Raw genomic sequence first — 21,139 nt, 5'->3', positions numbered from 1 at the left:
CTCCCGCCGGAGGCTTTTGTGTCATAGGAACGCGGTTTCCTACTATGACACAAAAAGAGAGGGGACTCCCTTCCGGGCCGTCTCCCTCTCCTGCGGGGGCTGTTTCCTGTGAAACAGCCCGTCTTTCTGTGGTGTTATTCGTTTCCCTGTACCACCTGATCGTATTTTTCCTTCAGCTTTTCAAACACCTCGTCGCTGACTGCGTGTTCCACCAGGCAGGCGTCCCGTCCCGCGGTGGTCTCGTCCACCCCCAGGCGAAGGAACATCTGCTCGAAAAATACGTGTTTCTCATATACCGCCTTGGCTAACTCCTCCCCGTCCCTCGTCAGGTGGAGAACGCCGTCTTCTTCCTTAATGACCAGCTGCTTTTCCCGCAGCGCCTTCATCGCACCGGAAACACTCGGCTTGGAAACCTTCAGGTACTCCGCCACGTCGATCGAATGTACCTGGCCCATCTCCATTTGCAAGCAGTAGATGGCCTCCAGGTAATCCTCCAGCGATTTTCCTAATCTTTGCGTACCGACTCACCCTTTCTGTAAAATACTCTGACACTTCCGGTTCTATTATAGCAAAACGGCCCCGGTTAAACAACCGGTTTCTCCGGGAAATAGCGGATTGCCTGGGATTTCCCTGTGATTTCCCGCCACCCATAAATTCAGCCCGCAGGCGGAAAATCCGCCGCGGGCTGATAACATCTGTGCCGGTTCTCATATGGACCGTTTTCCGGCGCGAAAAACGAATGGAAGGCTCTGGGTGTTTTCTTCCGCCTCCGGTCTTCCGGCGCTTACGAAACGCCCTTCCCGCCGGAATCCGTCCCTTCCAGAATGTCCAAAAGCTGGGACACGTTTTTCCGTCCAAAGTGGAGCTGCTCTCCGTTTACCGCCAGACAGGGCACGCTCATAACCCGGTATTTCTCCCGCAGATCAGGGAAATGGTTCAGGTCATAAACGTGAGCGGAAACCTCCGGATGGCCAGCGGCGATCCTCTGGGCCGCCATCACCAGATCTGGACACATGGTACAGGAAAGGGATACGAGAATATCCATGGCAACCGGCTGCCGGATTCCCCGGATCCGCTCCAGGGTTTCCTCATCCAGGGCCTGTCCCGGCCCCGCCGCGTTGTAAAGGCCGATGACGAAGGAGTTAAACTCATGGCCGCCGGGCACGCCGTGGAAGGCCAGCCCGGTCTCTGTCCCGTCCTCCCGGCAGACGGCCACGAAGGGAAGGTGGTCTCCCCCCTCCGCCGTCTCCAGGCGCAGCCGGTCTGTGAGGGAGGCCAGCTCCTCCATATAGGCCCGCAGCTCCTCCGAAACAGGCCGTCCGTCCAGATGAAGCTTTAAAGTCAGCCGCCCTTCCATCCGTCCAAACAGGCCGGCCAGCTGGGCCTTCATCTCCTCTGTGAGAATCCCGCCGGAAACGGGCGCTCCTGCCGGCTGCCCCCCTGACACGCCGCCCGCCGTTTCCCCTCCGGCGCCTTCCCGTTTCCCGGCCTCGGCTCCGCCTCCCAGACGGCTCACCGGCTGTACCGGGCGGATGCCGGTCTTCTCCTGCATTTCTCTGGCATACTTTTCCAACTCCGTGGCTGCCTTTGCCCCGTCCCCCACGGCAGTTACCACCTGCCTCAGGTTTTTCACGCACACATCCCCGGCGGCGTATAAGCCGTCCACCGCCGTCTTCTGGTTTTCGTCGGTGACCACGTAGCCCTGGCCGTCCAGGACTCCCACGTCCTTTACCAGCCCCGTGGCCGGCTCGTAACCGGCGAACACGAACAAGCCGAAGATCTCCCCCTTTTCCGGCCGGTATTCGGTCACCTCGCCGGTGTCCAGATTCCGGTATCTCAGATAGCGCAGGGCCGTGTCTCCCCCGGCCTCCTCCACCGCCGTCCTGGTGAGAATCCGGATCTTTTCATGATTTCTCGCCGGCTCCGCCACCGCCTGGGCGCAAGTGAAGTCCTCCGTCACCATCAAAATGGTCACGCTCCTGGCGTACCTGGTGAGAAACACCGCCTCCTCCGCCGCCGCAAAGCCGCCTCCCACCACGAACACGTCCAGACCGGTGAAAAATTCCCCGTCGCAGGTGGCGCAGTAGGCCACTCCCCGGCCCTTAAATTCCGCCTCCCCCTGAAATCCGATTTTTCTCGGGTGAGCGCCGGTGGCCAGCAATACCCCAAAGCAGGACAGAACGCCTCTGGAGGTGCGCACCGTTTTCACGTCTCCCTCCAGCTCCAGGGCCTCCACCTCCGCCAGCAGAAATTCCGCCCCAAACCGCTGGGCCTGGCGGCGCATGGCCGCCGTCAGCTCCTCCCCGCTGGCCGTTTCCACTCCCGGATAGTTTACCACCTCCGAGGTGATGGTGATCTGTCCCCCGAACTTCTCCTTCTCCACCACCAGAACCCGGTAGCGGGCCCTGGCCAGATAGAGGGCCGCCGTCAACCCGGCAGGACCGCCCCCTATGACAACGGCGTCGTAGATCTCCTTTTTCATAACAGCCCCACCAGATCCAGGCTGGGCTTTAAGGTCTCGCCGCCGGGCTGCCACTTAGCCGGGCAGACCTCGTCTCCGTGCTCCGCCACAAACTGGCTGGCCTGAACCCGGCGCAGCAGCTCATCGGCGTTTCGTCCCACATTTCCGGCGATTACCTCGTAGGCTACGATCTTTCCTTCCGGATTTACGATAAAGCTGCCTCTCTCCGCCATGCCGTCGCCTTCGATCAGCACGTCGAAATCCTTCGCCAGCACGTGGTTGGGATCCGCCAGCATGGGATACTGGATCTTCCGGATGCGCTCGGAGGCGTCGTGCCACGCCTTGTGAACAAAATGGCTGTCACAGGAAACGGAATAGATCTCGCACCCGATCTTCCGGAACTCCTCATACTTGTCGGCCAGGTCCTCCAGCTCCGTAGGACACACGAAGGTGAAGTCTGCCGGGTAGAAAAAGAACACCGCCCATTTTCCCAGCACATCCTCCTTCGTCACCGTCTGAAACTCCCCGTTTACATAGGCCTGGGCGGTAAATCCGCCGATTTCTTTATGGATCATAGACATTGCAAAGTACCTCCTTTTGAATGATAGATCAGGAAATAACTGATCGTTGCTTCTTTAGTTAGTTTTACCTAACTCATGAGTTAAGTATACCAAACTAATAGGATTTGTCAAGGGGGATTTTCTTAAGTTTGTTTTCCCGATTTTCTTAAGTTTGTTTTCCCGCCGGTGTCCCTGCGTTCGTTTTTCCTTCTGGAAGGATGGAAAAAAGGTTCCCGTGGGAAAACAAAAAGGAAACGGGCCCGCCCCCTTTCCGGCAGTCCCGTTTCCAATGATTGTTTTGATGATTTCATGATTTCCCCGGCCGTTTCCCGGTTTCTCCTGTTTACAAGAAACGCTCCGAAAACTGTTTCCAGGCCCAGTCCAGCTGCGGAAGTTTCCTCACCCGTCTCAGCTGGATGCCGCAGACATCGCAGATCTGATCCAGGGCGGCATCCGTGATGATATTGGACACCCGGATTTCCTTCGGGGCCCCGGCGTTGATGATAAAATGCACCACGGATTTCGCCAGCGTCTCTATGGGATCGTCCTCCGGCCCGTTCATTTTACAGGAAATCACCAGTCCCGTGTTGCTTTCCACCAGAATGCTTATGTCCGGGTTGAGGGGCCGGCCATAGTCTTCGTCGGACAGTCTCGCTCCCATCGTGCGCACGTCTGCCTCCAGACAGAACGCTTTTTTCGGCGCGCTCTTTAGTCCCCGTAAAATCTCCTCGTCGGTAATATAAATTCTGGAATAATTGAAACTGGTAAAAGGCAGGGGCCTTTCCTCAAACCGCCAGGTCTCCCTGTTTTCTCCGTATACCATGACGAACATTTTTTCGTTGTCAAAGTCCACTGAAATCCCCGACTCCCGGTAACCGGCCATCGCCCGCTCTAGATCCTTTAAGTACGCCGTCATCCGCAAAACCTGATCCCGATCCAGATTGTAGGGGTAAAATCCCGGCTCGTAGGACATAAAGTACAGCCAGTTTCCCTTTCCCCGATATTTGTACCCCAGCTCCCGGATGATATTCCGCTGTTTCGCCGACAGCTCCTCCCGGTCTCCCCAGTAGCAGACCAGAGCGCTCTGATGCAGCATGGCATAGTCCACCGGCAGGTTCAGCCGTTCCTGCAGCCTCAGCATCTGAAAACTGTTAAATCCCTCGTATCCTTCATAGACGGCGATCCCATAGCAGTCTCCGCCTTTTCCCAGCACGCTGTAAAACACCGTATCTTCCGGGTCATCCCCTGTCTGCACCCCGATCACGTCCAGATCCCACAGATCCTTCCACGGCTCCAGAACCCGGATTCTCGTTGCCGTTTCGTACAGGGCCTTCCATTCCTCCATCGTTCCTTCTGTTCTCATCCCGTTCTCCTGTCTGAATGTAATAAGGACATTGTACACCAGACGGGGAGGATTCACAATACCGGATTCTACCGGCAAGCGAAATTTCTCCGTAACGCGAACGAAACCCAGGAAACGGCCCTCCCGGCCGCAGGTTTCCCCGCGCCGGAAGGCCCTCCTGGGTCTGTTTTTCCTCTCTGGTTTTCCCTGCTCTCCGGCCTACCGTTTCACATGAAACGCCTCAAAGCCGGGGTAGCAGGCGCTCTCCCCCAGCTCCTCCTCAATGCGGAGAAGCTGATTGTACTTGGCTACCCGCTCGCTGCGGCTGGGAGCGCCGGTCTTGATCTGGCAGGTGTTTAAGGCCACGGCCAGATCGGCGATGGTGGTGTCCTCCGTCTCCCCGGAACGGTGGGAGGCGATGGCGGTATAGCCCGCCTGATGGGCCATCTTGATGGCCTCCAGCGTCTCAGAAACGGAGCCGATCTGGTTTAACTTGATGAGAATGGAGTTTCCGCAGCCCAAATCAATGCCCTTTTTCAGCCGCTCCGTGTTGGTCACGAACAGATCGTCCCCCACCAGCTGCACCGTTTTCCCCAGCTCCTTCGTCATCATCTGCCAGCCGTCCCAGTCCTCCTCGTCCAGGCCGTCCTCAATGGAGTAGATGGGGTATTTCTCGCAAAGCCCCTTCCAGTGCTCCACCAGCTGTGCGGAGGTGAAGGTCTTTTTGCACTTGGGCAGCACGTACTCTCCCTTTTTGGAGCCCTTCCACTCGCTGGAGGCCGCGTCCATGGCCAGCACAAAATCACGTCCCGGCTCATATCCCGCCGTTTTCACCGCCTCCAGGATGTACTGGATCGCCTCCTCGTCGCTCTTAAGATCCGGGGCAAAGCCGCCCTCGTCCCCCACGGACGTGGCCAGGCCCTTGGATTTTAACAGGGACTGGAGGGCGTGGAACACCTCCGCGCACCAGCGCAGCCCCTCCCGGAAGGAGGGCGCCCCCACCGGCATGATCATAAATTCCTGCACGTCCACAGTGTTGGCCGCGTGGGCGCCGCCGTTTAAAATGTTCATCATAGGCACCGGCAGGCGGTTTCCGGAAATGCCGCCTAAGAACCGGTACAGCGGGATCCCTAAGGAAGCGGCCGCCGCCCTGGCGCAGGCGATGGAGACGGCCAGAATGGCGTTGGCTCCCAGGTTGGACTTATCCTTCGTGCCGTCGGCGGCGATCATCGCCTGATCCACGGCGTAAATGTCGCTGGCGTCCATGCCGCGCAGGGTGTCGTTGATCACTCCGTTAATGTTGGCCACAGCCTTCTGCACGCCTTTTCCCTGGTAGCGGCCCTTGTCCCCGTCCCGCAGCTCCAGGGCCTCAAACTCGCCGGTGGAGGCGCCGCTGGGGGCCGCGCCGAGGGCCACCGTGCCGTCCGTCAGATGTACCTCCGCCTCCACGGTGGGGTTTCCTCTGGAGTCCATGATCTCCCTTCCGATTACCTTTTCGATCTCAAGCCACTGTCTCATATGGTTACCATCCTCTCATTTTTATTTGATGGACGCCGCCGGAGCCAAAACCTGCCCCGAAACGCCCGTTTTCCCATGGGAAACCTGCCGCCGGAAAGAGGAAGCGCACTTTCTGGCGGCAGGCTCCTGATTTATTCACAGAAGTTAGTTTTGACTAACTATCTGTATGATAACACGTCATCCATGGGCTGTCAAGGAAAAAGTTAGGATGGACAAACTCCCTTTCTCCTACTTCCCGGCCGTTTCCTTCCCGTACAAAATCCGCCGTTCCCTGGCCACCAGGGCCGCTGACAGCACCAGGGCCAGCACATCGCTGACCGGCTGAGCGGCAAAGATGCCGTTAATCCCCCACCGGAGAGGAAACAGGCAGATGAGAGGAATCAGAAACAGAATCTGCCTCAGAAACGTGATCACAATGGAGGGCAGAGGTTTCGCCAGGGACTGGAAAAAGGTGGTGGCCAGCATGACAAACCCCAGGATGGGCGTCACGCAGAAATTCACCCGCAGGCCGGTCACTCCCAGGCTCATCATTTCCTCCGACGCGCCGAAGGCCATCAGGATCGCCTGGGGAAAGAACAGCACCGCCAGCCAGATCAGGCAGGTCACGGCCACGGAGACGGCGGAGGCCTGGTAAAGGACGGCCATCACACGCCGGTACTTCCCCGCCCCGAAATTATTCCCCACAATGGGCTGGATGCCCTGGCTGATTCCGCTGGCCGGCATGATGACAAAGGTCATGATGCTGGTCACCACGGCGTAGACGCTGATGGCCGTATCCCCGCCGTACTTTCCCAGCTGGCCGTTGTAGACCAGGCTGATGAATCCCATGGCCATCTGGGCGATCCAGAAGGCAAAGCCGCAGGAGATGATTTTCCTGGAGAGGGGCCAATCCGGGGCGAAGATGCCCTTTCCCATCTCCACCTTCGTGTATCCTCTGCTGATCAGGAACAGGCCAAAGAGGGCAGAGAGCAGCTGGCCGATGACGGTGGCCCAGGCGGCGCCCGCCACGCCCCAGTCCAAAACCGCCACAAACAGGGCGTCCAGCACAATGTTAGTCACCGCCCCGATCCCCGTCACGCACATTCCCATCACGGGACGTCCGGACACCCGGACAAAGTCGCAGAACACCTGGGTCAGCCCCTGGAACAGACAGCCCAGGGCGACAATCTTATAATAGGTCACGGCGTAAGGGTAAGCCGTCTCCGTCACCCCGAACAGCCGCAACACCGGCTCGCGAAAGGCCAGCAAAAACGCCGTCAGGGCCAGCTCCGAAACCACCGCCAGCACCAGGGCGTTTCCAAAGGAGCGGTTCATGCCGTCCTGGTCCTTTTTCCCCGCAAACAGGCAGAACAGGGAGGAACCTCCCGCGCTGCAGGTGAGGCCGAAGGCCATCATCATATAGGATAGGGGAAAGCAGATGGAAAGCCCCGCCAGGGCGGAGGTCCCGTTAAAATTCCCCACAAACATCCGGTCCACGATGTTGTAGACCGCCGTGATCAGAAGGGAGATGGCCGCGGGGATGGAAAACCGCAGAATCATGGGAAACAGCGCCCCTTCCGTGAAATCGTGTTCTCTGTTCATCGTTCATTACCTCGTCTAATTATTTAGTTTCCTAAGTATTTGCGTGAAATTTTGGATAACCGGCCCGTTTTCATTCGGACAGGTTATCCATCATTTTTTCTATCACCTCAAAGAAAACCTCCAGCTTTTCCTCCGGAATGCCCCGGACGAGCGTCTCCTCCAGGTCCGTCAGCTCCTCTACCACCTGATCTTTATAAACCAGGGCCTTGTCCGTCAAAACGATCCGTTTCAGGCGGTTGTCGTAGGGGGCCGGTTCCCGGATCAGCAGGCCGTTTTTCTCCATCTGCTTCAGCAGCTCCGTGGCCGTGGACGGCCGGATGCTGTATTCCTCCTCAATATCCTTCTGGAAAATATCCCCGGTCTGAGCCAGAAGGAAATGGAGGGCCCGCCCCTGGGAACCGCTGAACTCGTTCCGGGATGAAAGCATATCCAGTTTCCGGCGCAGCTTGTTGGAAAGCTTGCTGACGTATCTTGCGGCGCTTCGCGTAAGAGAAACCATGGTGTCCTCCTTTTTTACTTAGGTTCCTAAGCTATTGTAGGGAATGAAAAGGAATTTGTCAAGAGGCGGAAAACGGACGCGGGAAAGACAAGGAAAAAACGCGGAAAACGGCGCAGGATGCCCGCGCCGTTCCCACACTCTGGCCGTCCGCTTTCCCGGCCGTCTCTCCATTTCATCACTCGTCGAAAATGCTCACGATCTCCCCGTCCAGAATCCGGTTCATGTTCTTCACCGCGCAGAAGTTTCCGCACATGGAGCAAGTGTCCTCCTTCTCCGGCTTGGCGGACGCCCGGTAGGCTCTGGCCTTCTCCGGGTCGATGGAAAGGTCAAACATGGCCTCCCAGTCCAGTTTCTTTCTGGCCAGGCTCATCTGGTCATCCCAGTCCCTGGCGCCCCGCACGCCCTTGGCGATGTCCGCGGCGTGGGCGGCGATCTTGGAAGCGATGATGCCCTCCTTTACGTCGTCCTCGTCCGGCAGGCGCAGGTGCTCCGCCGGCGTCACGTAGCACAGGAAGGAGGCTCCGGCAGCGGCAGCCACCGCCCCGCCGATGGCTGCGGTGATGTGGTCGTAGCCGGGAGCCACGTCCGTCACCAACGGCCCCAGCACGTAGAAGGGAGCGCCCTTGCACAGAGTCTGCTGGATCTTCATGTTGGCGGCGATCTGGTCCAGAGGCATATGGCCCGGCCCCTCGATCATCACCTGCACGTCCTTTTTCCAGGCCCTGGCGGTGAGCTCTCCTAAGGTCACCAGCTCCTCGATCTGGGAAATGTCCGAGGCGTCCGCCAGGCATCCCGGCCGGCAGGCGTCTCCCAGGCTTAAGGTGACGTCGTACTCCCTGCAAATGTCCAGGATCCGGTCAAACTGGGCGTAAAACGGGTTTTCCTCCCCGGTCATCTCCATCCAGGCGAAAATGATGGAGCCGCCTCTGGAGACGATGTTGGTGAGGCGTTTGGCCTCCTTAAAGCGGGCAGCGGTCCTGCGGTTGATGCCCACGTGGATGGTAAGGAAATCCACGCCGTCCTTGGCGTGCATTTCCACGATCTGCAGCCACTCCTCCGCCGTGATCTCCTTTAAGGGCTTGTGGTAATACACCACCGCGTCGTAAATGGGCACCGTGCCGATGATGGCCGGGCACTCTTTCGTCAGTTTCCGGCGGAAGGTCCTGGTGTCGCCCCAGGAGCTCAAATCCATGATGGACTCCGCTCCCATGTCCACTGCCCGTTTCACCTTCGCCAGCTCCATATCCAGATCCTTGCAGTCCCTGGAGGTGCCCAGGTTTACGTTGATCTTCGTCTTCAGCATGGAGCCGATCCCGTTGGGATCAATGCAGGTGTGAAGACGGTTGGCGGGGATAGCCACCTTTCCCTGGGCCACTAACTCCATCAGCTCCTTCGGGTCGAAATGTTCCTTCTTTGCCACCGCTTCCATTTCCTTTGTCAGGATCCCCTGTCTGGCGGCGTCCATCTGTGTGGTATAGCTCATGACTTCTTCTCCCTTCTGTGAGAGGGAGCTTCCTGTGCGCGCTGCCTGTTCCTCCTGATTCTTTACAAAGGTGAATTCCCCCGCAAAAAGCGGACGCGGCGGCCCGCGGCTGCGTCAGCAGCCAGTTTCCTACTGATACAAAAAACGGATCCACGCCACGTAAGGCGCAGATCCTGTTTCCTTCCGCATATTTCCCTACGTTGGCATTACCCAAATCAGGTGGTATAGGTCGAAGTTGATGACTTCCTCTCAGCCCGCACACGAGCTCCCTGTTATGCAGATTATCGTATCACCGCCGTGGGCGGATGTCAAGATTTACCGCACGGCCACGGGAAAAGCGGAGGTTTTCCCCAGGCGGAACCCGTCACGCCCGCTTCCCTTTCCAAAGGTACGCGCCCCAGAGCAAAACGCCCAGCGCCGCGCCGCCCAACACGTTTCCCACCGTCACCGGCAGCAGGTTTCCCAGGAAAAAGGACTGCCATGTAAGGCCGTCCAGGGAAATTCCCTGGGCTGCGGCCAGGGCGGCGTACTCCGGTTTGGCCGCCGCGAAAAGGCCGGCGGGGATGTAGTACATATTGGCGACGGAGTGCTCGAACCCGCCCAGCACAAACAGCATAATGGGGAAATACAGCCCCAGCAGCTTATCCGCCACAGTGGTTCCCATCATGCTGATAAACACGGCGGCGCACACCAGGAAATTGCATAAAATCCCCAAAAGCACCGCCTTTCCCGGATCCAGGGAGGTCTTTGTCACCGCGGCGCGGATCACATTTCCCGCCACGGCTCCGGAAAATCCAGACATCTGGCCGCTCTCACAGACCAGAAACGCCATCAGCGCAGAGCCGAGAAAGTTTCCCAGATACACCGCCGCCCAGGAAACCGCCATCCGCCCGAAGGAAATCTGTTTCTCCAGCACCGGCATGATTAACAGGCAGTTCCCCGTAAACAGCTCCGCCCCTAAAAACACAATCAGCGCCAGTCCCGCCGGGAATACCAGGGCGGAAACGATCCTGGCCGTCCCCGGATTTTCCACCATGCAGGAAGCCGTCCCGGCCCCCACGGCCGCCAGGGCCAAAAGCATCCCCGCCAGAACTCCCATCAGGAGCATCCTTAGCAGGGGCATGGTCGCTTTCCCACGTCCTGTTTCCATGTAACGGTTTGCCGTCTCTTTTGCTGAATACAATGTATGTTCCTCCTTTTTCCTCTCGGAAATGCCAGTCCTCTTTCTGTCTAATCCTCATATAAATGCCGCCAGGGCGTATTTAAGGGCAGCTTGCCAAACTCCGCCCGGCCATACTCCACCGGCTCCCGCCCTCTCCGGACCCGCAGCAGCCGGTTTGCCAGGGCCAGGGAATCCGCCAGGTTCACCGCCAGGATCACCACCGCCATCCCCCGGTCCAGAAACTGCTCCAGATGCTCCCAGATCCGCAGCCGCAGGGCCACATCCGCCCCCTTAAAGGGCTGGATGCAGAATACCGCCTGAGGGTTCTGAAGGAGGACGCGGGCGTAGACCAGATCGTATTTTTCCGTCTCCGACAAAGCCTCCACCCGTTTCCAGAACACCTCCGGCCCCAGAAGGCCGGCGTACTCCCTGGAAACGCTCCGTTTCACCCGCCCCCGCAGCCACACGTCCGGGAACCGGTGATCCAGGTTAAAGCAGAGGTTGTCCAGGTAGCTCATGTTGGAAAACACCATGGTCTCCGCCGGCAGCTCCCGGATCACCCCCACCCGCCGGTCTTTTGGCAGGTGCACCGGTTTCCCCGCTGCCAGGCAGGTCCCGGCCGGCGGAGCCGCCGCCCCCGTGACCCAGTCCGCCAGATCCTGATAGGAGGCGTTGTCCATGGCCTGGAGCACCAGGCACTCTCCCGCCCGGACCCGGATGTCCAGAGGCCCCGTTTCCCCGATCCGGATGCCCCTGGCCTCAAACACCGGGCCAGTCTCCGTTTCCGGGCCGTTCCGGTCTATTTTCTCCCGCACCTTCCGGTCGAACTCCTCCGTGCAGCGGAAGAAAAAGGTCCTGGGCACCGGATCCTCTGCCTGGTAGTCTTTCACCAGCTGGCCGTTCATCATGGTGGCAGTCCGGCCGCAGATCTGCCAGGCGTCCTCAAAATGAGAGGCGATGTAGAGAAAGGCCATCCCTTTCGCGGCGTAGCGGCGCATGATCTCATGGAGCTTTTTTAACTCCCGCTCGCTGACGAAGGTGCCGATGTCGTCCATCACCACCAACTTATTTCCCGCCACCACCGCCTTTAAAAGCTCCACCACCAGCCGCTCAAAGGCGGACAGCTCGTCCACATGGCTGTCGGCGGAAATATCCACGCCGATCTCCTCCAGGAAAGGAGCCAGCTGGCGGCGCAGCACCTCCGGCTCTACGATCCTCTTTTTAAAGCCCTGACGGAGCACAAACACGTTGTCCGCCACCGTCAGCCCCTCCGCCAGGCAGCTGCGGTTCTGGATCACGCTGATGCGGTTGTATTTCATGGTGGGAAACCGCCAGTGGTTCACCAGCTTTTCCTGGTAGTAGACGTAGCCGTAATGGAGGGGCAGATTCTGGCGCAGAAGGCGCAGGAAGGCCGCCAGTCCTACATGGTTGATGGGCACCAGCCCCACGATCTCCCCGGCCATCACCGCGAAGTTGAAATTTTCCAGCTGGGTGACTCCCTGCTCCCGGTAGGTCACCCGCTCCATCCGCAGAATTTCCCGTTTCATGACAGCGCCCCCCGGTTTAACTCCCTGTCGTTGGTGATCACCGGCAGCACGATCTCCACATCCGTCCCCACCCCCGGCATGGAAAAGACGTGGAGGCCGTACTCCTCCCCAAACAGCAGGTGGATGCGGTTGTTTACGTTTACCAGGGCGATGCCGCCCTCGCTTTCCTGGGAGTGGTCCGCCAATGCCCGGCCGCTTTTTTCCAGCCGTTCATTCGTCCGCCTTAAGGTCTCCGGGTCCATGCCCACCCCGTCGTCGGAAATGCGGATCAAAAGCCTGGAGCCGGTCCGCTCCAGGTGGATGGTCAGGTGGCCGGTGCCGATTTTTAACTCCGTGCCGTGAATGATGCTATTTTCCAGGATGGGCTGCATGGTCAGTTTCGGCAGGCGGCAGCGGTAGATCTCCTCCCGGTCCTCCGGATCGCACTCCACCGCCAGCTCCAGCCTGGGGCCAAACCGGTACTGCTGCACCCGGAAATACGTCTCGCAGTTGTGCAGCTCCTCCTCCACGGATACCAGGTTTTCCACCTTGCTGATGGTGTAGCGGAAAAAGGAGGCCAGGGCCTCCGTCATGTCCGCCACCTGGGAAAGCCCGGCGATCAGCGCTTCGCTTCGAATGCTCTCCAGGGTGTTGTAGAGAAAATGGGGGTTGATCTGGTTCTGGAGGGCCAGGTACTGGGCCTGGCGCTTATTCAGTTTTAAAAGCTCGGAGGAGTTAAACACCTGGTCCATCCGCTTTAGCAGCAGCTCCTGGGCCGGGCTGGCGGTCACGTCCATGGCGTCCGCCAGCTCTCCCGTGGTGTAGCCCTCCAAAAACAGGCGCATGGTCCGTTCCATCCGCAGATAGGGCTTTACCAGCCAGGAAAACCATATCCAGATAAGGGCCAGAAAGGCGGCCGCTCCCGCCCCCCAGAGCCAGACCGGCCCGCCTCCCGCCAAAGCCTGACAGAACCCGGCCGCCAAAAGGGCCGCCAAAAGGGCTCCCGCCCCGCCTGCCAGCACTGCCGCCCGGAAGGACAGCTGCCCTTTTCTCCCCTTTTCCATCGTCATCCCTCCGTTTCCTTTCCGTTTCTAGCCGTACAGTTTCCGGTACTCTGCCGGGTTTAGGCCCGCCATCTTGTGGAACAGGGCAGTGAAGTGTTTCCGGTCGCTGTAGCCCACCCGTTCACAGATTTCCGCCACCGGCAGATTGGTCTCCCGGAGAAGGGTTTTGGCCTCCTCCATCCGCACGCGGGTGAGGTATTTGGAAAAGCCCTCTCCCGTCTCTTTCTTAAAGAGGGCGCTGAAATAGCTGACACTGAACCCCGCCGTCTCGCACACGTCCTCCAGGGTAATCGGCTCGCTGAAATGCTGCTGCACATACTGTTTGGCAATGCGCACCGGCCGTAAGGCCTCGTTCCGGCGGATGGCCAGAATCCCCTCCATCAGGCCCTCCTGAAAGGCCGCCAGTTCCTCAAAGGCCTGCTCCCCGCGGGAGCACTGGCCGACGCGGCTGGCAAAGTCCAGAAGGCAGGTCTCCATGTCCACATTTCCCAGGCGGGACACAAACAGGCGGCCGGCGGCGCTCACCAGCTCCTGCAGGTCCCGGCCGCAGATCTCCGGCGTGGAGAGGGCCGCCTCCTTCAGATGCTCCGCCGCCAGCCGTCCTTCCTTCCCGTCCATCCGCTCCACGGCTCCCTGGATTTCCCGGCCGTAGCGGTCCAAAAGCTCCTGTCCGCCGCCGCAGCCTGCCGGCACCGTCTCCAGCATCCGTCCGGGGCCGGTGATCCACCGCTCCCAAAGGGCCGCCCGCGCGTACTCCACGGACTGTCCCAGGCCGGAGGGCTCTCTCTCCTCCGTCCCCAGGGCCAGGGAAAATTCCACCTGTCCAAAGAGGTGTTTCCGCCCGTCCAGCTCATTTAAGCCGTCCCGCAGCGCCCGCCGGAAACTGTCCCGGGTTTCCCTGCCGTAATTGACCACGCCGCAGCCCACGCTCTCCTCAAACTCAAACACCGCCTGCACCCCGGCCTTTTCCAGGGCGGAGACCAGGATCTCCCTGGCCTTCTCCCGCACCAGCTCCACCGCCGCCCGGCTCACCGTCCTGGGATCCCAGTCCAGTTTCAGCAAAAACACCTGGTACAGCTCTCCGGGACAGTCAAAATAGTATTCTTCCTCCAGCCGTTTCTCCGTAAGGCCCGCCGTCTCCCGGCCAAGTACCTCCTTTGCCAGGCTGGCCCGGATGCGCTCCATGTCCTTGCGGCGGCTCTCCAGGCTCAGGGAACTTTTGACCTGGGCCTCTTTTCTGGCCAGGCACCGCTCTCCCAGGGTCCGCAGCGTCCCCATGAGCTCCTCCTTTTTGATGGGTTTCAGGAGGTAATTTCCCACGCCGAACTTTATGGCGCTCTGGGCGTACTCAAAATGGGCGTAGCCGCTGATGATGATCACCTCCAGCTCCGGCCGCAGGGCCTTCGCCTGCTCGATCAGCTCCAGGCCGCCAAGGCCGGGCATCCGGATGTCGGTGATCAGGATGTCCGGTTCCAGCTGCCTGATTTTTTCCAGGGCCTCCAGGCCGTTTTCCGCCGTCCCGGCCACCTCCATCCCCAGAGCCTCCCAGTCCGCCAGAATCTGCACCAGCCGGCAGATCAGCCGCTCATCGTCCGCAATCAATACCTTCAGCATAATGTTCCTCCCTGTATCTGTCCCCTTCGTTCTCCCTATCATACCATGGAGAGGGAGAGAATTCAACGAAATCCCCGGACGGGATCCTGCCCGCGGACACCCCTGGCTCTGCCATATCCCCGCATTCTCCCCGCCTGCTCAGAAACGGGGCGGCAGCCCTCTTTTGCTGCCGCCCCGTGAATTTCCTCCCCCAAAGGGGGATGCGGCAGGCAGCGGCGGCAGGGGACGGGCCGTTTTTCCTGGCCTCCGGCCGGCCCGGCTGGCTCTGCCGCAGCCTGGCTTTGGGGAAACGAAATTATTTCCAGTGCTTTAACTGTGAAAGGTACGCATCATATTGAGCTCGTCTGGTTTCTTCCCCCTCGTTATGGGGATTTGGCATATGTTCAACCAGGAAATCAATCATGGACTCTTTGGACGGATACACAAACCCGCCGTCCTGATAGCACCATCTGCAATAATCCTCATTATAGCTCCCATCCGGCTCTCTGCTGATGAAACTGTCTTCATTTAGCGGCATTCCGCAGCACTGACAGACCAGCTGCCGGGGCGATCCCAGAAGTGTGTTGATGGATACGTCATAAACCTGTGACAGCAGTTTTAATGTGTCCGTATTTGGCTGTGTCTCGCCGGTTTCCCAGCGGCTCACGGCCTGCCTGGTGACCTGCAGCCGCTCTGCCAGCTGCTCCTGTGTAAGATGGTGTTTCTCCCGCAGATGTTTCAGAATATCCCGTATTTCCATGTCTGGGCCCTCCTAAGAAATGTTTTTCCTCATTATATCTTCCAAAAAGGCCTTTCACAAGCAACTGGCTGTTGCCAGGGAAAACGGGACTGTCTCCCGGAAAATTTCCCAGGGGACGCAGCTGCCCGCGGCGCAAAAAGGCCGGACACAAGGCCCGGCCATACATTTTTAGTTGCTTTGCCGATGGGGATTACTCCTTCTTCAGTACGGATACGCCCGTGTCGGTTACGGCTCCGCCCAGATCCTCGCCGTTGACGGCAGCCACAGCGGCCTTTACGCCCTCGTAGCCCATCACATCCGGATTCTGCGCCATGGTGCAGAGCAGGTATCCGTCGTCGATCAGTCCAAGGATGGCATCGGATTTGTCAAAGCCAACGCCGGTGATTTCCTCGCCGGATGCCTTGATGGCGTTTCCGATACCGGTGGTGGAACCCTCGTTGCAGCCAAAGATTCCCACAACGCCCTGGGTGATGTAGTTCTCAGCGATGCTCTGTGCCTTGGCGGCGTCGCCTTCGCAGAACTGAGTCTCCGTCAGGGTGTAAGCCGTGCCCTCAAAAGCGGAGCGGAATCCCTCGTCACGGGATACGGTGGAATCGGTAGCGGCATTTACACTGATGATGCCGATGGAGCCCTCGGTGATGCCCTTTGCCTCCAGGGCGGCGATCATCTCCTCGCCTGCGGTCTTTCCGGCGGCGGTGTTGTCGGTGGAGAAGGTGGCCTCAGCCTCCACGTTTGCCGGGGAGTCCACGTAAACGATCTTTACTCCGGCGCTCTCTGCCTCTTTCAGGGCGGAAGAAATGGCATCCGGTCCGTTGGCGGCCACGATGATGGCCTGGGCGCCTGCGGAAACGGCGTTGTTCACGCACTCGATCTGCTGAGCGTCATCCTTGGTGTTGGGGGCCATGAACTGTACCTCTACCCCAAGCTCGGCCGCTGCCTTCTGCGCGCCCTCATTTAAGGTCACCCAGTGCTGGTCGATGGAGTCCATGGTGATCAGGGAAATGAGAATGTCGCTGTCCGCCGCGGGGGCTGCCGCCTCTGCCGCCTCACTCTCCGTCTCCTCTGCTGCCTCTGCCTCCGTGGCTGCCGGAGCCTCTGTCTCCGCCGGCTTGTCGCTGGAGCAGCCGGCCATCACGCCGGTAGCTACGCAGAGCGCGCATAACATTGCTGCTAATCCTCTTTTTTTCATGTCTGTTTCCTCCTTTTATTTCCCTTTTTATAAAGCTTTTATCTTAGGGCCGCTTTCCGCGGCCGCTAATTCCCGTTATGTTCCGGAGCTCTCCGCTTTTCTCGCTTTTCTTCCGCTTTCCTTCTGCACAGCCCGCGTCACGTTCCGTCTCCAGTTAAGCGGAGCGCCGTTTTCCAAATACGCCCTTGCGGAACACCACGTCAAGCAGCACCGCGAACACCACGATGATGCCGATCACCAGGCGCTGGATGCCCACCTGAGCGCCAATCATGTTCAGGCCGTTTTCCAGGGTCTGCCATACGGAAGCTCCCGCCAGGGTTCCCAGCAGAAGGCCGGTGCCGCCCAGAGGAGAAATGCCTCCGATTACTCCGGCCGCCACGGCGTACATCTCGTACATATTTCCCGCTTCCATGTTGCCCATTCCCGCCTGTCCGCAGAGGATGAGGCCCACCACGAAGGAGCAGAACGCGCTCACCAGGTAGGTTTTCGTGGTGGTGGCCACCACGTTGACGCCGGAAAGCTTGGCCGCCTCCACGTTGGAGCCGATGGCGTAAATGTGGCGTCCCGTCCTGGTCTTGGACAGCAGGAAGAAGAAGATCACAAACAGCAGAATGGCGATCCAGAAGGTGTTGTAGATCCCCAGGGTCTTTCCGTAGTAGAACACGTTCTGGAAGGTATCTCCGCCCTCTTTTCCGATTCCGGAGGCGATGGCGTCCGTGTTGCGGTTGCCGTTTACCATGTAGGCGATGCCCCTGGCCACAAACATGGTTCCCAGAGTGGCGATGAAGGGGGGCAGCTTACATTTTCCCACGAGAAAGCCGTTGATCACGCCCACCACCATGCAGCAGGCCAGGGTGATCAGCACGGCCAGCACCGGGTTTACCCCCAGGCACATCAGGGTGGCGGAAATCATGGCGCTCATGCCCACCACGGAGCCGATGGAAAGGTCGATGTTTCCGGTGATCAGCACGTAGCTCTGGCCAATTCCGATGATCAGGTACTTGGACATGGAACGGAGCAGGTTCATCACGTTCTGCCCGGCAAATACCTTGGGATTGATGATTCCAAATGCGATATAGATGACGATGAGGCCGGCAAACGCGGTGAGCGCGCCGCCCATGCCGCGGATGCTTAAAATCCGCTTGATGACTCCCTGTTTATTCTGATTCATGACTCTCCCCCTCCTACGGTTTCCTTATCCGCGATCTTTTTCTCAAACCTGGTGGCCAGGGTGAGGATTTCGTTCTGGGTGGCCTCGGAGGCCATCAGCTCTCCCGTGATGCGGCCGTCGCACATGACGATGATCCGGTCCGCGATCCCCATCACCTCCGGCATTTCCGAGGAGACGAACATGACTCCGATCCCCTCCGCCTTCAGCATGTTCATCAGGTTATAGATTTCCACCTTTGCCGCCACGTCGATTCCCCTGGTAGGCTCGTCGAAGATGACCACCTTGGAATCCCTGGCCAGCCATTTTCCCACCACCACCTTCTGCTGGTTGCCGCCGGACAGATTGTCGGCGTTGATCTCCACGTTAGGCGTCTTGATCTTTAGGTTTTTTACGGCCTGATCGCACATTTCCGTCTCTTTTCTGCGGCTGACCACACCGGCCTTGTCACAGAGCAGATCCAGGTTCGGCAGGGCGATGTTCTGGCGGATGCTCAGTTTCGTGCACAGCCCGTCCTTTTTCCGGTCCTCCGGCGCCAGCACGATACCGGCGCGGATGGCATCGGAGGGCTTTCGGATCTGCACCTCCTGGCCGTTTAACAGGATCTGGCCGCTCTCCTTCGGATCCACTCCGAAGATGGCCCTGGTGGTCTCCGTCCGCCCGGCTCCCATCAGGCCCGCGAACCCCACAATCTCTCCCTCGTAAAGGTCAAAGCTCACGTCCCGCACCATACGGCCGGCGTTCAGGCCGCGCACCTCCAGGATCTTTTTGCCTTTTTTACACTCTACCCTGGGGAATTTTTCCTTGATCTCCCGGCCCACCATGTTGGCGATGATCTCGTCCAGGGTGGTGTCGGCAAAATTCATGGTGGTGATGTACTGGCCGTCCCGCATGACGGTCACCCGATCCACGATGTGCTCCAGCTCCTCCAGGCGGTGGGATATGTATACAATGCCGCAGCCCTTGGACTTTAAGTCCCGGATGATGCGGAACAGGTCTTCGATCTCCCTGGCGGTCAGGGCCGATGTGGGCTCGTCCATAATCAGGATCCTGGCGTTGGTGGAAAGGGCTTTGGCGATCTCCACCATCTGCTGCTTGGAAACGGGCAGCTCTCCCACTACCTGGCCGGGATCCAGATCAATTTTTAATTCCTCCAGGATCTTTCTGGCCTCGTTTTCCATCTCCCGGTTGGAGAGGATGATGCCGTTTCTCTTTTCCCGCCCGAGAAACATATTTTCCGTCACCGACAGATGGCGGCACATATTCAACTCCTGATGGATGATGGCCACGCCGGCCTCCTGAGCCATTTTCGGCGTCAGATCGCCGTACTCTTTCCCAAAGATGGACATGGTTCCCCCGTCCCTGGTATAAACACCGCTTAAAATCTTCATCAGGGTGCTCTTTCCGGCTCCGTTTTCTCCCAGGAGAGCCATCACCTCGCCGGAGCGCAGCTCAAACCGCACATGGTCCAGCGCCTTCACACCGGGGAAGGTTTTCACGATATTCTCCATGGAGACAATCACTTCGTTCATTTTCATACCCCCGTCCTCGTCACAAGCAGCCGGACGCCCGCGCCGCTTTCTGATCTTCCATTCACTGGTTCCAGTATAGCAGAGAATGTTTGTGCAAATAAGGGGATGATTTTTCGTTTTGTGGGGGGTATTTTATTTAGTTTGACGGGAAATGGGATAGATTGGATGGAATTTGTGGAAATATTGACGAAAAAGAGGAGGTGCCGCGGCGGGAGCGGGCGCCGGAGCGCGGTGAGGGGATGGGGAAGGTGGTTTTCTGCGGCGCAAACAGGCGCGGTTTCATGGAAAGCCGCGCCTGTTTCTTTCCCTGCCGCCGATCTTTTCCACGATCTAGCGGGCAAGTTCGCGGCTCCCCAAAACCTCCGCCAAAACGACCGGACCTTTCCATTGACATTCTCCCCTTTATAGTATATAGTGTGTATATACAATAATCACACCAAGGAGCCAACACCATGAAAATCCTTATCTCCAACACCTCCGACGCCCCTCTCTACCAGCAGATCAAAGAACAGCTCACCGACGCCATCTTAAAGGGCGAGCTGGCGGAGGGGGATTTGCTGCCGTCCATCCGGGCTTTCGCCAATGACTTAAGGGTGAGCGTTCTGACCATACGGCGGGTCTATGACGATCTGGAAAAAGAGGGGTTTGTAAAGAGCCAGGTGGGCATCGGAACCTTCGTTTCCACCGGCAATACGGAATTTCTCCGGGAATCCAGGCGGCGCCTAGTGGAACAGAAACTGGCTGACGCCATCCGCGCCGCCAAGTCCTTGGGGATTTCCTGGCAGGAATTGCAGGACATGATGAAGATTCTGTTTGAGGAGGAATAGTATATGGAACCTATATTAGAAGTCTGCGGACTGAGCAAAACCTATCCCGGCTTTTCCCTAAAGGATATTTCCTTTTCCCTGCCGGAGGGCTGCATTACCGGCCTGATCGGCCGAAACGGGGCGGGAAAAACCACCGTCCTGCGGGCCATTCTCGGTCTAATGCCGGCGGATTCCGGCACCGTCCACTTTTTTAACACGGAATCTCCAGAAACCGGGGCACGCCCTGGGCGGGCCGTGAGAGAACGCCTGGGCATTGTCCTGGACGGCGGGGGATTTTACGGGGATTTCAGCCTGGAGGAGATGAAAAACCTGACGGCTGCCGCCTACCCCTCCTGGGACGAAGACGAGTACCGGCGGTATCTGGACCGTTTCTCCCTCCGTTCCAGGCAGAAAATCCGCACCCTGTCAAAGGGAATGCAGATGCAGTACGCCCTGGCCCTGGCCCTCTCTCACCACGCGGAATTTCTGATTCTGGACGAGCCCACCAGCGGGCTGGATCCCCTGATCCGCGCCGGAATCCTGGAGCTTTTAAAAGAATTTATGGAAAACGGCGGGCGGGGCGTGCTCTTTTCCACCCATATCACCTCCGATCTGGATAAAATCGCCGACCTGCTGATCCTCATGGACGGCGGACGGCTGGTGTTCCAGGAGGAAAAGGACCTGCTCCTGGACCGGTTCCGGGTGGTAAAAGGAGATCCCAGAGACTTAAATCCAGCCGTAGAGCCGCTGCTTGGGGGCATCACCCAGACCGCCTTCGGCTTTACCGCCGTCACAAAGCAGCCGGACCGCCTGCGGGCCCTTCTGCCGGACTGCTTGTTGGAACGTCCGTCCATCGAGGACATCATGCTCCACTATCTCAAAGGAGGGAAGTAAA

The 21,139-nt window shown here is 58.7% G+C and carries 18 protein-coding genes and 1 riboswitch; of the genes, 2 read left to right on the top strand and 16 right to left on the bottom strand.

The features are described 5' to 3' along the window. Positions 1-134: 134 nt before the first annotated feature. The 16 genes from B5E84_RS15925 to B5E84_RS15850 all read right to left on the bottom strand — a co-directional run bounded on the left by B5E84_RS15925 (position 135) and on the right by B5E84_RS15850 (position 19,438). The gene (locus B5E84_RS15925; protein WP_275533083.1) at positions 135-497 is read right to left on the bottom strand and encodes a metal-dependent transcriptional regulator; all 363 of its coding nucleotides are present in this window, start codon (positions 495-497) and stop codon (positions 135-137) included. A 287-nt stretch (positions 498-784) separates the two neighbouring features. After that, entirely contained in the window at positions 785-2,482 is a 1,698-nt protein-coding gene (locus B5E84_RS15920) for an FAD-dependent oxidoreductase (protein WP_087224526.1), read from the bottom strand. Then, complete coding sequence (gene ahpC, locus B5E84_RS15915; RefSeq protein ID WP_087224524.1) at positions 2,479-3,042, bottom strand: alkyl hydroperoxide reductase subunit C; 564 nt, start codon at positions 3,040-3,042, stop codon at positions 2,479-2,481. The genes B5E84_RS15920 and ahpC overlap by 4 nt, the downstream gene beginning before the upstream one ends. A 322-nt stretch (positions 3,043-3,364) precedes the next feature. Next, complete coding sequence (locus tag B5E84_RS15910) at positions 3,365-4,384, bottom strand: DUF7309 domain-containing protein (protein WP_087224544.1); 1,020 nt, start codon at positions 4,382-4,384, stop codon at positions 3,365-3,367. 198 nt (positions 4,385-4,582) lie between these two features. Then, positions 4,583-5,881 carry a phosphopyruvate hydratase gene (gene eno, locus B5E84_RS15905; protein WP_087224522.1) on the bottom strand — a complete coding sequence of 433 codons (1,299 nt, stop codon included), beginning with the start codon at positions 5,879-5,881 and terminating at the stop codon, positions 4,583-4,585. Between the two features lie 228 nt (positions 5,882-6,109). Next, a complete protein-coding gene (locus B5E84_RS15900; RefSeq protein WP_087224520.1) occupies positions 6,110-7,462 on the bottom strand; it encodes an MATE family efflux transporter in 1,353 nt (450 codons plus the stop codon). Positions 7,463-7,532: 70 nt separating this feature from the next. Then, complete coding sequence (locus B5E84_RS15895; RefSeq protein ID WP_087224518.1) at positions 7,533-7,961, bottom strand: MarR family winged helix-turn-helix transcriptional regulator; 429 nt, start codon at positions 7,959-7,961, stop codon at positions 7,533-7,535. A 175-nt stretch (positions 7,962-8,136) separates the two neighbouring features. After that, positions 8,137-9,444 (bottom strand): phosphomethylpyrimidine synthase ThiC, encoded by a 1,308-nt coding sequence (gene thiC, locus B5E84_RS15890; protein WP_087224516.1) that lies wholly within the window; start codon positions 9,442-9,444, stop codon positions 8,137-8,139. A gap of 174 nt (positions 9,445-9,618) precedes the next feature. Continuing rightward, a riboswitch (TPP riboswitch) is annotated at positions 9,619-9,726 on the bottom strand. An 82-nt stretch (positions 9,727-9,808) separates the two neighbouring features. Further along, positions 9,809-10,627, bottom strand: coding sequence for a formate/nitrite transporter family protein (locus B5E84_RS15885; RefSeq protein WP_087224514.1), 819 nt, complete (start codon positions 10,625-10,627; stop codon positions 9,809-9,811). A gap of 47 nt (positions 10,628-10,674) precedes the next feature. Next, positions 10,675-12,153, bottom strand: a complete 1,479-nt coding sequence (locus B5E84_RS15880) for an ATP-binding cassette domain-containing protein (RefSeq protein ID WP_087224512.1) — start codon at positions 12,151-12,153, stop codon at positions 10,675-10,677. After that, entirely contained in the window at positions 12,150-13,196 is a 1,047-nt protein-coding gene (locus tag B5E84_RS15875) for a sensor histidine kinase (RefSeq protein ID WP_087224542.1), read from the bottom strand. The genes B5E84_RS15880 and B5E84_RS15875 overlap by 4 nt, the downstream gene beginning before the upstream one ends. A 27-nt stretch (positions 13,197-13,223) precedes the next feature. Further along, positions 13,224-14,810, bottom strand: coding sequence for a response regulator transcription factor (locus tag B5E84_RS15870; protein ID WP_087224510.1), 1,587 nt, complete (start codon positions 14,808-14,810; stop codon positions 13,224-13,226). Positions 14,811-15,105: 295 nt separating this feature from the next. Beyond that, positions 15,106-15,549 carry a zinc ribbon domain-containing protein gene (locus B5E84_RS15865; protein ID WP_087224509.1) on the bottom strand — a complete coding sequence of 148 codons (444 nt, stop codon included), beginning with the start codon at positions 15,547-15,549 and terminating at the stop codon, positions 15,106-15,108. A 190-nt stretch (positions 15,550-15,739) separates the two neighbouring features. Next, positions 15,740-16,738, bottom strand: a complete 999-nt coding sequence (locus B5E84_RS15860; RefSeq protein ID WP_087224507.1) for a substrate-binding domain-containing protein — start codon at positions 16,736-16,738, stop codon at positions 15,740-15,742. Positions 16,739-16,892: 154 nt separating this feature from the next. After that, positions 16,893-17,909, bottom strand: a complete 1,017-nt coding sequence (locus B5E84_RS15855; RefSeq protein WP_087224505.1) for an ABC transporter permease — start codon at positions 17,907-17,909, stop codon at positions 16,893-16,895. Then, positions 17,906-19,438, bottom strand: coding sequence for a sugar ABC transporter ATP-binding protein (locus tag B5E84_RS15850; protein ID WP_087224540.1), 1,533 nt, complete (start codon positions 19,436-19,438; stop codon positions 17,906-17,908). Before B5E84_RS15850 ends, B5E84_RS15855 begins: the two co-directional genes overlap by 4 nt. A gap of 452 nt (positions 19,439-19,890) precedes the next feature. Here B5E84_RS15850 and B5E84_RS15845 point away from each other — a divergent pair, with 452 nt between their 5' ends. Together B5E84_RS15845 and B5E84_RS15840 are read left to right on the top strand one after the other, a co-directional pair. Next, positions 19,891-20,265: a GntR family transcriptional regulator gene (locus B5E84_RS15845; RefSeq protein WP_087224503.1), complete on the top strand. Its 375-nt coding sequence runs from the start codon at positions 19,891-19,893 to the stop codon at positions 20,263-20,265. Positions 20,266-20,268: 3 nt separating this feature from the next. Next, positions 20,269-21,138: an ABC transporter ATP-binding protein gene (locus B5E84_RS15840; protein ID WP_087224501.1), complete on the top strand. Its 870-nt coding sequence runs from the start codon at positions 20,269-20,271 to the stop codon at positions 21,136-21,138. Position 21,139 lies beyond the last annotated feature (1 nt).

The organism is Lachnoclostridium sp. An14 (assembly GCF_002160755.1).
Classification (GTDB): Bacteria; Bacillota; Clostridia; order Lachnospirales; family Lachnospiraceae; genus Lachnoclostridium_A.
Note: the sequence above shows the minus strand (reverse complement) of the source record. Positions and strands in the feature narration are given on the sequence as shown.